This window comes from Paenibacillus taichungensis (assembly GCF_013359905.1).
Taxonomy (GTDB): Bacteria; Bacillota; Bacilli; order Paenibacillales; family Paenibacillaceae; genus Paenibacillus; species Paenibacillus taichungensis.
Genome location: NZ_JABMCC010000121.1, coordinates 1,005,506 through 1,020,845 on the forward strand (window position 1 = coordinate 1,005,506; position 15,340 = coordinate 1,020,845).

The following is a 15,340-nucleotide window of genomic DNA, read 5'->3' on the forward strand; positions in this document are numbered from 1 at the left end:
ATCGAACCCGGTGCGCGGTCTCTCCCCGAACGCAGCCGGGTTCTTTATTTCAACAACATGTAGTGGAGGATAATGTCTATGAATAACGAGCAGTTGCTAGACCTTGTAAAACAAATGACCTTGGAAGAAAAAACGGCCCAGCTGCTTCAGCTGACCGCTAACTTTTATGAAGGAACCAGTGTTGAAGGTCAGATCACAGGTCCAATGGAAGAGATGGGAATCACGGAGCAGTCCGTGGATGCCAGTGGCTCCATTCTGGGATTGTCCGGTGCACAGGCCATTATTGATGTACAACAAGCATACCTGAAAAAAAGTCGTCTCGGCATTCCGCTCATGTTCATGGCGGACGTTGTGCATGGTTTTAAAACTATTTTCCCCATCCCACTAGCCATTGGCTGTTCATGGGACACTGAATTGGCAGAGAAAAGTGCTGAGATTGCAGCACGTGAATCCGCCGTATCTGGCCTCCATGTTACTTTTGCACCGATGGTCGATCTTGTTCGTGATCCGCGCTGGGGTCGTGTAATGGAGACAACAGGCGAAGATCCTTATTTGAACAGTCTGTTCTCTGCGGCATTTGTACGTGGATATCAGGGCGACAATTTGAAGGATGAGCCGGATCGTCTGGCGGCTTGTGTAAAACACTTTGCAGCATATGGGGCAGCAGAAGGTGGTCGTGATTACAACACGGTCGACATGTCTGAACGCAACTTGCGTGAGTACTATTTACCGGCTTACAAGGCAGCACTGGATGCAGGCGTAGAAATGGTTATGGCTTCATTCAATACCGTAGAGGGTATTCCAGCGAGCGGAAATGAGAAGCTTATGCGTGACATTTTGCGTGACGAGTGGGGCTTTGATGGTGTATTGATCTCCGATTGGGCTTCCATTCGCGAGATGATTGCTCATGGCGCTGCTGAAGATGATCGTGAAGCCGCGTACCGCGCCATTCGTGCAGGAGTGGATATCGAGATGATGACACCTTGTTATGTCCATCATCTGCCAGAGTTGATCAATAACGGAGAAGTGGAAGAAACGCTCATTGATGAAGCGGTGCTGCGTATTCTGCAACTGAAAGAAAAGCTGGGATTGTTCGATAATCCACTGCGTGCAGCTGATCCGGAGCGTGAGCGTGAGATTGTCTTCTCAAAAGAACATCGTCAGGTATCGTATGAGCTTGCAACCAAATCCGCTGTATTGTTGAAAAATGATAATGACGTTCTTCCGCTGAAGCCAGAAGCCAATGTAGCGTTAATTGGACCTTTTGCTCAAAGTGAAGACATTCTCGGATGGTGGTCCTGTGAAGGTGTCAAAGAGGATGCCGTTAAACTCGGAACTGCTTTGCAGGAACGTCTTACTGCAGGAAAAGTTCATATGGCTCAAGGCAGCAACGTTCACACGATCACCGCTGAACAGATTGCTGAAGCGCTTGAAGTAGCAAGCAAAGCTGATCTGATCGTGCTTGCACTTGGTGAAGATTCCGAAATGAGTGGTGAAGGTGGATCGCGTACGGATATTCGTTTGCCGGCAGCTCAACTGGAATTGGTTAAACAGCTCAAAGCAGCGGGTAAACCAATCGCCACCGTTATTTTCAACGGTCGTCCTCTGGACTTACATGGTGTATTTGAAGAATCCGATGCTGTGCTTGAAGCGTGGTTCCCGGGCAGTGAGGGTGGAGCGGCCATTGCCGATGTATTGACAGGTGTGGTGAATCCATCTGCGCGTCTGACAATGTCCTTCCCGCAATCTGTAGGTCAGATACCGGTATATTACAATCATTTTAATACAGGACGTCCACTCAATCCGCAAAAGACGGAAGAGCGTTATGTTTCCAAATATATTGATAGTCCGAATGATCCACTGCTTCCGTTTGGCTACGGCTTGTCATACACCTCGTTTGAGTATGGTGACCTGGAAGTTTCGAGCAATGAAATGACTGCTGCTCAACCTCTGACGATCCAAGTGCGTGTAACCAATGCTGGCGAGCGTGCTGGTGTGGAGACGGTTCAGTTGTACGTACGTGATGTCACTGGTGAAGTTGTGCGTCCAATGCGTGAGCTGAAAGGGTATGTTAAGCTGTCACTCGCACCGGGTGAAAGTGGTACGGCTACATTTACATTAAACGAAGAACAGCTTCGTTATCATCATTCCGATTTGAGTCATCGCAGTGATAAAGGAACATTCCACATTTTCGTAGGGCCGAATAGCCGCGACACATTGGAGAGTACGTTCAAGCTGGTGTAATGGGATACACCTCATATCGATGAATGATTGAACTCATCATACAAAAGCAGCAAAACTGCACTGCCTTCTTCTCTTCTGTTCAGCAGCGGGGAACAAGGCAGGATAGGAGGATATGAATAGATATATGAAGACCATGAATAAATCTCAAATCAACGTACAATCCGGCGATCTGTGCTTTACGTTCTGGGAAAGCGGTGATTTGTTTAAGGCTGTAAGTGGAACAACGATGATTAATCAGTGGATGGCTAGTCCAGTGGACGGCTCCATGAACAATCTGTACTTGCGTTTTCACAGTGAATCTGCCATTCGGTTTGTGCCAATGCTTGGCATTCACTCCGACAGCCAGGTGAGCACCGACGGTAGCCGTATAGTATGGACAGGTACCGCTGAGGGCGTAGGCTATCAGGTTGTATTTGCTCCAACAACCCGAGGTGTATGGTTCTGGGATGTAACCGTAAACGGTAATGGAGAAGAGGTCGACGTGGTCTATGGCCAGGATGTCGGCAATGCCGATCCAGGTGCGGTACGTAGCAATGAGGCTTACTTGTCGCAATACATTGACCATGCCGTATTTGAGGATACGAAGCTGGGATATATCGTAGCCTCACGGCAGAATCAGCCACAAGGCGGGGCTTTTCCTTATCTTCAACAGGGTTCATTAACCCGTGCAACAGGTTACTCCACAGATGGATTTCAGTTCTTTGGCTTGAGTTACAAGGAAACGAATGTCCCTGAAAGTCTGAGCAAGCCAACACTTGCAAATGAAGTGTATCAGTATGAATTTGCATACACAGCCCTACAGTCCGAAAAAGTGGTGTTGAGTGGCGAAGCTCGCTTTGTGTTCTATGGACTCTTTCAGGCCAACCATCCTGAAGCGGTGAAGGAACTTGAATACCAGGATGTTGTACAACAGGCTTGGGACGAGTATGAAGCGAAGCGTCAAGAGAATACAAGCACGGTACAGGCAGTAACCAACGTATTCCCAAAAGTATCTCTCCATCCGGTAATGGGTGAACCCTTGCCTACTTTATCGATGACTGAAGAAGAAGTGAATTCCCACTTCCCGGCTTCGAAGAGACATCAGGAAGAGCGTGCGGATGGCGAATTGCTGGCGTTCTTTACAGATACGTATGAGCATATTGTGCTGAAGGAAAAGGAAATGCGTGTTGAACGTCCACATGGACACATTCTGATGAGTGGCAACAATGTGAAGCTGGGTCAGAACGTAATCACTACGTCTTCCTATATGTATGGTATTTTCAATTCCCATGTGGTTGTAGGAAATACGAACTTCAATAAAATGATGAGCAACGCACGTAGTGCACTCAACATACCCAAAACATCCGGGCAGCGGATCTACGTTGAGATGGAGGGAGTCTTCCACCTACTCACGATGCCTTCCCTGTTTGAAATGGGCTTCAACTATGTTCGCTGGTATTACAAAACAGCTGAGGATACGCTGATCATCACAAATTATACAACTTTGGATACTCCTGAAGTACATCTTCATGTGAAGTCGGAAAAAGGAATAGCTTATCGATACCTAATCACCAATCAGATTACGATGAATGTGAATGAATATGAACTTCCTGTTCATGTTTCCGAGCAGAATGGTGAACTGAGCTTCAAGGCAGATCATAGCTCCCTCAGTGGGGAAGTATATCCGAATCTGGAGTACCGCATGCGGGTAAGCGGAGCAGGAGTGAAGGTTGGCGATGAGACTGAGCTGGCTAGTGGAGTAAACGCAGGCGACGACTCACTGACGACTTTACGTCTGGACAGCAGCGCTGAATGGACATTGACCATTCAAGGTCTGTTGGAAGAAGGACAGACTGCATCCTCGACGCGCAGCTTCGAAGAGGAAGTGTCAGCTTATCGTACCTTCTATGCAGAAGTAATGAATGGATTCCATTTGTCCCAACCTCAGAAGCAAGGAGCGGACGAGTTGTTCAAAGTGAATGCTCTTGCATGGTGGTACACCCACAATATGCTGGTGCATTACTCTGTTCCTCACGGACTGGAGCAATATGGCGGTGCAGCTTGGGGAACACGGGATGTCTGCCAGGGGCCGGTCGAATACTTTATGGCTACACAAAAGTATGAGCAGGTTCGCGATATTCTGAAGACAGTTTACTCCCATCAGTATGAGGATGACGGCAACTGGCCGCAATGGTTTATGTTCGATCGTTATTTCAAAGTTCAGCAGGAAGAAAGCCATGGTGACATTATTGTTTGGCCTCTTAAAGTGCTAAGTGATTATCTGATTGCTACCAAGGATTATTCGATTCTGAATGAGGAAGTACCTTATACCGTAAAACATGGTTTTGATTTTACTGATCAGACAGCCAGCGTGCTGGAGCATGCCCAGAAAGAGCTGGAGTATATCCGCAGCCATTTCCTGCATGATACATTCCTCTCTTCATATGGTGACGGTGACTGGGACGATACATTGCAGCCTGCCAATGCTCAATTGAAGCAATATATGGTCAGCAGCTGGACTGTGGCGCTCACCTATCAAACGTTGAAGCAGCTATCCAGAGCGCTTGCGCCTGTGAAACCGGAGCTTTCTTCCGAGTTAAGTGACATGGCAGCGGGTGTGAAAAGAGACTTCAGCAAGTATATGCTGGATACCGATGTGATTCCAGGATTTGTATATATGGAAGACCCGGCACAAGCAAAACGCATGCTGCATCCGGATGACAGCGAGACAGGTATTCAGTACCGTTTGCTGCCGATGACACGCAGCATGATTGCCGAGCTGCTGGAGCCTGAGCAAGCGCAATCCCATTATGAACTGATCAAAGACAAGCTGTACTGCCCGGATGGTGTCAGATTGATGAATCGTCCAGCACAGTATGATGGCGGCGTCAGCACTCATTTCAAACGTGCAGAGCAGGCATCCAACTTCGGACGTGAAGTGGGCTTGCAATATGTTCATGCTCACATCCGTTATATTGAAGCCATGGCGAAGCTGGGCAACCCGGATGAAGTCTGGAACGGCCTTGGCATTATCAATCCAGTGGGTATTCAGGAAGCTGTTCCTAACGCAGATTTGCGTCAAAGTAATGCCTATTTCAGCAGCTCTGACGGGAAATTCAACAACCGTTATGCAGCGCAGGAGCAATTCGATAAGCTTCGCACCGGAGATGTACAGGTGAAGGGTGGCTGGAGAATCTATTCCAGTGGACCGGGAATCTACATGAATCAGCTCATTTCGAACGCTCTGGGTATTCGTCAGGAGGAAGAAGATCTGGTTCTGGACCCTGTGTTACCTGTCAGCTTGGATGGATTACATTTTGATTTCCAATTTGCGGGCAAAAAAGTAACCTTCGTTTATCATCTCAGTGGAGAGGCCGTACAACGTATTGTGCTGAATGGCAAGGAACTGGATGCGACTAGGCTGCAACAACCTTATCGTCTTGGTGGACTGCGTATTTCACGTAAGGAGCTTGAACAGAGCCTGAGCGAGAATAACGTGATTGAGATTTACAGTTAATGGTGTAAACGTTAGTCCATTTTATCAAGTATAAATATTTTAGATGTCAGGTCCTTCGATTTCGAAGGGCCTGATGAACATAACAGGGGAGCGAAGAATGTGGTCAGTATCAAGGATATCGCCAAACAGGCGGGAGTTTCGATCTCTACCGTGTCATATGCTCTGAATGGTAGCAACAAAGTGACAGATGAGACCCGTTCCAAAATTTTGGCTATCGCCAAAGAGCTGAACTATGTTCCCAATGCTGCTGCCAGAACATTGAAGAAGAGAGAATCCAAAATTCTGGGTGTATTTCTGACGGATTTTAGCGGGGATGTATATGGAGACTTGCTTAGTGGTATGAAATCTGTATGTAACGCGCAAGGGTACGACCTAATTGTGTGCAGCGGGAAACAATCTCATCGAATGCTTCCGGAGCGAATGATTGATGGTGCTGTCATTCTGGATCATACATTTGCGAGCAAGGAACTAATGCAATATGCAGACAGAGGACACAAGATTGTCGTTCTTGACCGGGAACTGGATCACCCCAATATTAATCAGGTTCTGCTGGATAACAAGGCAGGAGCAACCCTTGCGATGGAGCATTTGATTGAACAGGGACACACGAAGATCTATGTCGTGACAGGTCCTGAAGGTTCATTTGACTCAGCTCAGCGGTTGAAGGCTGTAAGGCAAGTATCGGAGCGGGAAGCGAACGTGGAATGGATTGAGATCACCGGAGATTTCGAGAAGAGTGGCGGTGAACGGGCAGCGGAACGTATTATTCAGGAATATACTCAACCAGTTGGGGTGTTTTGTCTCAATGACGAGATGGCGATTGGGATGTGTGACCGGCTTGCTGATAGCGAGTTAAACATAGGTCAGGAGATTGATATTATTGGATTCGATAATATTGAACTTAGCAAATATGTGCAGCCAAGACTGGTCACAATTGATTATTCCAAACGAAAATGGGGCGCACTCGCAGCCGAACAATTAATCAAGATTATTGCCGGAGAGCCTGTCGATCATGAACGCATCTACGTGACACTGGTGGAGGGCGGGTCGGTAAACAGCAAGGTTCAGTCAGAATATCTTGCACAAGCCCAAGGTGAAAAGGCGGTTAGCTATTGACAACGCTGCCCCCTCTTCATTTCATGCATGTTGTGTTGAACGACGACTGTACAGCAAGAGACAAGGCTTAGAAGAATTGAAGCATTCTTTTAAGCCTTGTCTCTTGTTTAGCTTCTTTAATTGACCCATTATAAAAAGAAAAAACCTCTCACCAGGAGAGGCTTGGCCCTTAAAGGCCCTTGGTTTTGTCATTGTTGTAGGATGAAGTGAGAATGCCTGTAAGGAAGAGAGCCAATACAATTGCAATAATCCAAAATGTCAGTGAAAATGACATACCATAGCACCTCCTGCAAATCTTTACTTCTATTATAACCATTATAGGAAGAAAAGAAATGCTTCACTCCATCATTTGTAAAATAAAAAGTGAGTAGGTACAGGTCGGAGGCTCCCGTCCGAGGGGTTATTCACAACCCGGTTGTTCACGATGAGTGAGGACGATCCGCCGCCATCCAGATTATAGGCGTCCACGACGCCAAGCTTGTACAAACGTCCTTGCAGCTCTTCCAAGGTGGCTCCTGAGCTTCCACCTTCGTTATACCCGTCAACAACGATAATCAACAATTGATCGTCCTTGTAATTGCCGATCACAGTGCGTGGAGCCCGCTTGGGTGACACTTTCCATTTGGCGGGAATGACCGTTTTTTGCCCATTCTGCAAAAGAACGGGTACAAATGTGGCACCAAATTGTGGTTGTAGGCGATCCAGGGAACTTTTGTCGAAAAATTTACCGCCTACCAGCTTACCGGCATCATCAAGACCTACAAAAAACAGATCCTTAAAGCTGGCCTGAAAACCATTCACATACTTGCCATCCATAACTGTTGTACTCAGCGGATACCGTTTACCGCCACTGTCGGCAAACCCGCCGGCATTAATTCCGGCAATGGCACCGCTGCGCTTGACCGCCTGCATGGTTGTCTCAGATCGGCCTGGCTCGCTGTCCAGAGCCATCTTCATGGCCGTGGGATCTTTTAGCTTGATTTTCATCGCATAGCCTTTATAGGGGCCTGGATTGACCCTATAGAGTTCAATCGTAAGTCGATCACTGTCTATCCGTTCAAACGGAACGCCCAGCTTGGATGAGATTCGTTGATTATAGATCGTTTCCGGGCGAGCGGCTTGAACCGTAGCCTTCTGTACAAGCGTCGACATCGTACTCGTTGTCTGATTGTACAGCTGTGTTGTTCTTTTAATAGAAGAAGAAGTCTGAACAGCAGCTTCTTTTGCCCCTGCAAGCTCCTGACTAATTGCCTGGGTCCGGGGTGTAACATTCTCTTCAGCCAGACCGGAATGAATGAAATCTCCGGGGTCAAGCGGAGGACGAATCAGCAGCATGCATAATATCAATCCAACAAAAGGAGCAAGAGCAAGCATAAATAAACGATTAACCTTTTTTACGGGTGTAATCATTTGAGCAGGTCCATCTTTTTCTGGAGTGTCTCCAGTTGTTTTTTGACTTCGCTCAGCTGAGTATACAATTTGTTGCTGTTGTCGGTTTTATCGTTTGCATTATCCTTGGTGAAAGTCAGTAATTCATTAAAGGACTGCACCTGGCCCTGCAGGTCCGCTACTTCCTTGGATATCGTTGTTAGCTGCTTTTCGTAGTCGGCTTTGAGCGCTGCAATCTGCTGTTGATTATGGGTCTGAAGCTGATTAATCATCTGTTGCTGGAGGTGGTTACTATAATAGTAGGTTCCGAGTACTCCAAGTGCAATGAGAACAATCCACATGACCAGAAACAGCTTGACTGAAGATCCGGCCTTACCTTTGGCGCTCCGGGTGTGATGGATGTCAGAGGGTTGGACAGAAGGTTTCATATCATCACTCCTGGTTATTTATAGGTACAAAAAATTTTCCAGTCCTCATTCTATCACGCCACTATTGATTACGCAAAAATGAAATTCTTTGAGTAATAGGATAAAAAGAGATTGCATCGGAAGGAAGTCCTAGGATACAATTTCTTATAGATGCAATAAGTAGGAACTTTGGGCAAGTTTTTCGACTTTTTTAGATAGAAATGCAGGAAATTTATACTATATTTTGATCTTTCTTCACTTGGGAAGACAAAAGTCCTGATGTGATGACAGCAAAATACAGTAGAAATAGAGCTGTTCTTACAGCTGTATCAAGTGTTTTTCTATTTTTCGACATTATCCGACTTTTACTTCTTCTATACACGGACTGTCGCAAGGGTAGAGGCATCATCATGGCTGATGGTGGAAAAGGAATTTGTACAATACATAACAGGGGGAACAACAATGAAAAAAGTATGGCAGGTGGTCATCGTAGATATCCACCCCACCAGCATGCTGGGTACGAAATTGATTTTGGAAGAACAGCAGGATCTGTTGGTACGGGGGATGACTTCGACTGGGTCCGAAGGTCTTGAACTGGTGAACATTCACCAGCCCGATCTGATTTTGATGGATTATCGGCTTCCTGAGGGCCAGGCAGATCAGTATATATCCCAAATGAAAAATCTGTCGGCTCATAGTCACATCATTATTCTAACGGACGAGGATAATGTAAAATTATTTCGTCATCTAATCAGTCTAGGTGCAAGTGGCATGCTGTCCAAACAGGCTTCCCCTAGCCAGCTGATTCATCTGATATCTGGGCTGCGTGAGGGATGTGTATCCATCCCATTATCCTGGTTAGCCAGTTCGGAATGGGCCCAACCCGTCGAATCTCCGGCAGAAGAACTTATTGTTGAATTAACAGAAACCGAAACTTTTATCATGGAAAGAATTGTTCAGGGCGTAACCTATGATAAAATAGCCAGTGAGATTAACGTTAGCAGACGTTCGATTGATAATTACCTGCGTAAAATATACGTCAAGCTGGATGTAAGCAGCAGGGCACAGGCGATTGAACGGTACGCTTTATATGCGAGGCAGACCAAAACCGTATCCTGACGAGCATCGCTCCATGAATCCCTATGTACGAATGCTCGTCAAGTGTCCGGTCTGGTCATATTTAGTGTCCAACAAGAATAGGTTGTAGGGGCTACGGACTGCGAGCACAGTTCGGATTAGGGATGAAAGGGGAACGGACCGATGAAATATTTCTTCGCCTCCCGTACAAACAGGCTTTTGACATCACCGCTGAGGGACATACGTGAGATGTCTGGTCGGGATTATTTCATTTCTCTGGCAGAAGAACTGCCTGCGGAGGAGCTGTTTCCATTCAAATTGCTGGAAGAAGCAGCGGTGTCTGTATTTAGTTCCGGACCCTCCGCATTGCAGTATGGTGAACCGGCAGGGTATAGACCGTTGAGAGAATGGCTGGACAACGATTGGAATGCTCGCAAGGGCATACGGACAGTCCCGGAGCAGATTCTATTGACTACAGGGACCCAGCAGGCGATCGATCTAGTGATGCGTTTGCTGCTTGAGCCTGGAGATTCCGTGTTGGTCGAGCATCCTACTTCTCCAGGCTGTCTCGAGGTTTTGGAGATGCAAGGTGCCAAAATCGTGCCCGTCACAGGCGATGGGGATGGCATTTTGCCTGACCTTTTGGAGCATCACATGCAGCAGGTGAGACCGAAGCTGCTTTTTGCTGCACCCAGTTTTTCCAATCCAACCGGCGCGCTGTGGAGTATGAAACGGCGTGAGGCAGTGCTTGATCTGTGTTCACGCTACGGCGTGCTGCTCGTGGAGGATGATTCCTATGGCGAACTTCATTTCGATGGATTGGAGCCGGGAGACTTCTACCGGAAGTATCCTTCCCTCTTTGCGCTGGATACAGCGGATCAGGGTGGACATGTTCTCTACATTGGTTCGTTTAGCAAAACTGTAGCACCTGCCCTGCGTACAGGTTGGGCTGCCGGGCATCCGGCCTTGATCCAGGCTATGGCCTCGGTGAAACGGATAGCAGACGGACAGTCCAGTCCCATGAATCAGAGGTTATTGTATCAATTGCTCGCCCATTCTCCTTTTAAGTGGAGTGATCATCTCTCCATGCTGAACCGGGAGTATAAGACTAGGCTCAAGCTTATGCTCGAATTATTGAAGCGTCCGGGATGGAAAGGGAGCCAGTACAGCATTCCTGAAGGGGGAATGTATCTGTGGGTACAGTTGCCGGATGGATTGGACAGCGGAGCTCTGCTCAAGGCAGCGTTGTTAAAAGGAGTATCTTTTCTTCCAGGTTCCCTATGCTCCACGGGTGAACAGGATCGTCGGTACATCCGATTGAACTTCAGCCATCCCGGCCGGGATGAGTTGCTGCTTGGTATGAATCTGATCAGTGAGTCCATAACAGAGTTTACAGCCCGGAGCTAATCCGGATATAGAAAAGAAAGAATGTAGGGTCAAATTCATGTTTGGAACCTGTGACAGCAGAAGTTCCAGGCATTGGATTTGGAAGCAAATAAGTTACCCCCAAAGTAATTACGTTATTGCATCCACTAACATTTTTATATATAATATGTATTAATGAGTTGTTGTTTTCTTTATATAAGCTGCATTCATTGCAAGTTCAGGAGAAGCACTCATATATTTTAACTAACGGGGGAACGAACATGTCTAACATTTTATTTGTCAAAGCAAACGACCGTCCTGCAGATCAAGCAGTCAGCGTACAATTGTACGATGCATTTTTGAGCGCATACAAAGAATCCCACCCAGGTGACACAGTTACCGAACTGGATCTCTACAATACAGATATTCCTTACTACGGCAACACTGTAATTACAGGTGGATACAAAGCCGCTAATGGTATCGAAGCAACTGCTGAAGAGCAAAAAGCAGCTGCACTGGCAGCACAATTGCAAGATCAATTCTTGGCAGCAGACAAAGTAGTATTTGCATTCCCACTGTGGAACTTCACTGTTCCAGCACCACTGGTAAACTACATTTCCTACCTGAGCCAAGCTGGCAAAATGTTCAAATACACTGCTGAAGGCCCTGTAGGTCTGGTAGGCGACAAAAAAGTGGCATTGTTGAACGCGCGTGGCGGAGTTTACTCCGTTGAGCCAATGGCATCCGCTGAAATGTCCGTTAAATATGTAACAAATGTACTGAACTTCTGGGGTATTCAAAACCCTGAACTGGTTATCGTTGAAGGCCACAATGCTTCACCTGACCGTTCCCAAGAGATCGTAGCAGCAGGTCTGAAATTGGCTTCCGAAGTAGCAGCAAGCTTCTAATAGCTTATATATAGAAACACGAAAAAGCCCATTATCTCCGTTGGAGATGATGGGCTTTTTTTGCATCTGCATTTTGCATGGAACTACACTGCCTGTTGCCTCAGTCATCCCTTCCATGGATCAGGTAGGGCTCCGCTACTTCCGCAATATGTTCCAGCTCACTGTCTTCATGTTGATTCAAGGAAAAATCTATTTCTAGTTCATTTATACTCCGTTCAATCATATCATTATCCTCAAGCATATGAGCATGCTCGGTTAGTGCCTGCACACCCTTAACCGTCAGCACATATCGTCCACGGGATAGCCGCTCGAACCAGCCATAATAGTTTTTTTGCAAAATGGCCGCAGCGGAGCCCACACTTGTCTGTTTGCTGATCGAGGCTGGGGAGGCTTCTCCCTGAGCGCGAAGGGCGAAAGCTACACGTAATGCCTTTTCTCTGTAAGCGGTGACCAGCTGCCTGCGTGTGCTTCCTCCCGTGTTGTAGTCACCACTGCGCTCGTCGAATTCCTTCAGCAGTCGCTGCCGCCGGATACCGCCTTTACGGACAACGGTGCCGCTACCAGGTATAAGAGATTGGACAGCAGGTTCACACAGCACATCAATCAGAGGTGATTTGGTTTTGTAGAACGTAACGGTGATAAGGCCCAGCCCAAGTTGTCTGCATAGTGCTGTCAAATCGCCCCAACGCTGGTTCACAGCACCACGCTTGCTACGATTCCGCTCAACAGCCAGATACACGAAGGGGCTGAGCTTCAGGCGCTGCATTCCCTGTAGCAGCAGAGACAGATTAAATGTTTTTTTCATCTCCACAATGAGTGGTTCACTTTGATCCGATTTGACCCCAACCAGGTCACAATGTTTGACTTCAGCCTTCACGTCGTAGCCGCGTCGTTCGAAAAAAGCCTTTACAGGTGAATATAACTCAGTTTCGTACTTTACTGCCATCGTTTCTGCTCCTTCCCTGAAGTGGCTCGTCTCTGGCCATCTATTGTCCCGTTTTTTGAATTTAGAACCTTCATTATATCATATCCGTTCTTTTTTTTCTGAGTGCACAAGATGTCTGATAGAACAGGGAAAGCCTCAAATTAAGACCCGCGGATTGAAAAAAAGAGGTCAACTTATCCGATTTGCCGCATAGGTATGTAATACACTTTTCACAACAATACATGATGTTTGGACAGAGGGTGGCGGGACTAATCCGGACCGCAAGATTGGTATTCAAGCACAAGCCGTAATTCTATTGATTTCTTCATACCATTCGGAATGGTTGACAATCACACTAAAGGAGCCATGGGAGGTACCAAGCATGAATATTTTTGAACGCGTTGCGGAACATCGGGCAGAGAGTGACCGTTTATCATGGAACGGGACATTTGAAGATTATATTGCACTGCTGAGAGAGGACCCGACTCCGGCAATGACGGCTCACGCACGAGTGTACCAGATGATTGAATCGTTTGGCGTGGAAGAAGTTGGGGGGCACAAACGGTACAAGTTTTTTGAACAGGAGATTTTTGGGCTGGATCGTTCCATTGAAAAGCTGGTGGAAGAATATTTCCACTCGGCAGCACGTCGTCTGGATGTTCGTAAACGTATTCTGCTGCTGATGGGCCCAGTCAGCGGAGGTAAGTCAACACTGGTAACGCTGCTGAAACGTGGCCTTGAACAATTCTCCCGCACAGAGAAGGGTGCTGTATACGCCATTGAAGGATGCCCAATGCATGAGGAGCCTCTGCATCTGATTCCGCTGGAGCTTCGTCCCGAAGTGGAAAAGGAGATCGGTGTCCGCATTGAGGGCAATCTCTGCCCATCCTGCCAGATGCGTCTTCGGACGGAATATGGGGGTGATATCAGTAAGGTGCGGGTAGAACGGGTCATCATTTCCGAGGATAACCGGGTGGGAATCGGAACATTCAGTCCATCCGATCCCAAATCCCAAGATATTGCCGATCTGACAGGAAGTATCGACTTCTCAACCATTACCGAATTCGGCTCTGAGTCTGATCCGCGCGCCTATCGTTTTGACGGTGAATTGAACAAGGCCAACCGTGGATTGATGGAATTTCAGGAGATGCTGAAATGTGATGAGAAGTTTCTGTGGAACCTTTTATCGCTGACGCAGGAAGGTAATTTTAAAGCAGGCCGATTTGCCTTGATCAGTGCGGATGAAATGATTGTGGCGCATACGAATGAATCCGAGTACAAATCATTTATTTCCAACAAAAAGAATGAAGCCTTGCAATCCCGGATGATCGTCATGCCGATTCCCTACAACCTGAAGGTCTCCGAGGAAGAGAAGATTTACGGCAAGCTCATTCAGCAAAGTGATATGAAGCATGTCCATATTGCACCGCATGCCCTGCGGACTGCAGCCATTTTCTCCATACTTACCCGCTTGAAAGAAACGAAGAAACAAGGCATGGATCTGGTCAAAAAAATGCGGATGTATGACGGTGAAGAAGTCGAAGGGTACAAAGAAGCTGATCTGCGCGAGATGCAAAATGAATATTTGGATGAGGGCATGTCGGGCATTGATCCACGTTATGTCATCAACCGGATATCCAGTGCTTTGATTAAGCAAAACCTTCAGTGCATTAACGCGTTGGATATTCTCCGGGCGATCAAGGATGGTCTGGATCAGCATGCTTCGATTACAAAAGAGGAACGCGAGCGTTACCTGAACTTTATTGCCCTGGCTCGGAAAGAGTATGATGAGCTGGCGAAGAAGGAAGTACAGAAAGCATTTGTCTACTCGTTCGAAGAATCGGCCAGAACGCTGTTCGAAAATTACCTCGATAATATCGAGGCATTCTGCAACTGGTCCAAAATTCGTGATCCACTGACGGATGAGGAGATGGACCCGGATGAGCGTTTGATGCGTTCGATAGAAGAACAGATCGGTATTTCCGAAAATGCTAAAAAAGCTTTCAGGGAAGAGATATTGATCCGCATCTCGGCTTATTCCCGGAAGGAACGGAAATTCGAATACAGCAGCCATGATCGTTTGCGTGAAGCGATTGAAAAGAAACTGTTCACTGACTTAAAGGATATTGTGAAGATCACAACTTCAACCAAGACACCAGATGCCACTCAACTGAAACGAATGAATGAAGTGATTAAACGGTTGATTGAAGAACATGGATATACCGCAGCTAGTGCGAATGAACTGCTCCGTTATGTGGGTAGTCTGTTGAATCGCTAATCTGCAACGAACCATTCCGGATCAGGCTCCTGACTCCTGCTGTGAGGCTCCTTCACAGCAGGGTCAGGGGTCTTTTTATATAGGTATTTGTACAATTATGACTAGTAAAATGACAGAGAAGGTCAATTCCATGAC

Annotated in this window: 10 protein-coding genes; 7 read left to right on the forward strand and 3 right to left on the reverse strand. The window is 46.9% G+C overall.

Annotated features, from left to right (window positions below; all coding sequences use genetic code 11):
* Positions 1-78: 78 nt before the first annotated feature.
* The 3 genes from HP548_RS32460 (at position 79) to HP548_RS32470 (ending at position 6,856) form a co-directional block, all read left to right on the forward strand.
* Positions 79-2,244 carry a glycoside hydrolase family 3 N-terminal domain-containing protein gene (locus tag HP548_RS32460; RefSeq protein ID WP_175383958.1) on the forward strand — a complete coding sequence of 722 codons (2,166 nt, stop codon included), beginning with the start codon at positions 79-81 and terminating at the stop codon, positions 2,242-2,244.
* Between the two features lie 124 nt (positions 2,245-2,368).
* The gene (locus HP548_RS32465) at positions 2,369-5,740 is read left to right on the forward strand and encodes a GH36-type glycosyl hydrolase domain-containing protein (RefSeq protein ID WP_175383959.1); all 3,372 of its coding nucleotides are present in this window, start codon (positions 2,369-2,371) and stop codon (positions 5,738-5,740) included.
* Positions 5,741-5,839: 99 nt separating this feature from the next.
* Positions 5,840-6,856, forward strand: coding sequence for a LacI family DNA-binding transcriptional regulator (locus HP548_RS32470; RefSeq protein ID WP_076289882.1), 1,017 nt, complete (start codon positions 5,840-5,842; stop codon positions 6,854-6,856).
* Between the two features lie 345 nt (positions 6,857-7,201).
* On the opposite strand, the gene HP548_RS32475 is transcribed toward HP548_RS32470, so the two are convergent.
* Positions 7,202-8,266 (reverse strand): phosphodiester glycosidase family protein, encoded by a 1,065-nt coding sequence (locus HP548_RS32475; protein WP_076289881.1) that lies wholly within the window; start codon positions 8,264-8,266, stop codon positions 7,202-7,204.
* Complete coding sequence (locus tag HP548_RS32480; protein WP_063564256.1) at positions 8,263-8,673, reverse strand: hypothetical protein; 411 nt, start codon at positions 8,671-8,673, stop codon at positions 8,263-8,265. Before HP548_RS32480 ends, HP548_RS32475 begins: the two co-directional genes overlap by 4 nt.
* A gap of 441 nt (positions 8,674-9,114) precedes the next feature.
* Here HP548_RS32480 and HP548_RS32485 point away from each other — a divergent pair, with 441 nt between their 5' ends.
* From HP548_RS32485 to HP548_RS32495, 3 genes are all read left to right on the forward strand, one after another.
* On the forward strand, positions 9,115-9,771 hold the full coding sequence (locus HP548_RS32485; RefSeq protein WP_090895259.1) for a response regulator transcription factor: 657 nt from the start codon (positions 9,115-9,117) through the stop codon (positions 9,769-9,771).
* Positions 9,772-9,912: 141 nt separating this feature from the next.
* Positions 9,913-11,136 carry an aminotransferase-like domain-containing protein gene (locus HP548_RS32490; RefSeq protein ID WP_175383960.1) on the forward strand — a complete coding sequence of 408 codons (1,224 nt, stop codon included), beginning with the start codon at positions 9,913-9,915 and terminating at the stop codon, positions 11,134-11,136.
* Positions 11,137-11,375: 239 nt separating this feature from the next.
* The gene (locus HP548_RS32495) at positions 11,376-12,002 is read left to right on the forward strand and encodes an FMN-dependent NADH-azoreductase (RefSeq protein ID WP_063564259.1); all 627 of its coding nucleotides are present in this window, start codon (positions 11,376-11,378) and stop codon (positions 12,000-12,002) included.
* A gap of 100 nt (positions 12,003-12,102) precedes the next feature.
* Here the strand turns inward: HP548_RS32495 and HP548_RS32500 are convergent, their stop codons facing one another.
* Positions 12,103-12,948 carry a DUF2161 domain-containing phosphodiesterase gene (locus tag HP548_RS32500; RefSeq protein ID WP_175383961.1) on the reverse strand — a complete coding sequence of 282 codons (846 nt, stop codon included), beginning with the start codon at positions 12,946-12,948 and terminating at the stop codon, positions 12,103-12,105.
* 361 nt (positions 12,949-13,309) lie between these two features.
* Between HP548_RS32500 and HP548_RS32505 the strand changes: the two genes are divergently transcribed.
* A complete protein-coding gene (locus HP548_RS32505; RefSeq protein WP_076289877.1) occupies positions 13,310-15,205 on the forward strand; it encodes a PrkA family serine protein kinase in 1,896 nt (631 codons plus the stop codon).
* Positions 15,206-15,340: the final 135 nt, after the last annotated feature.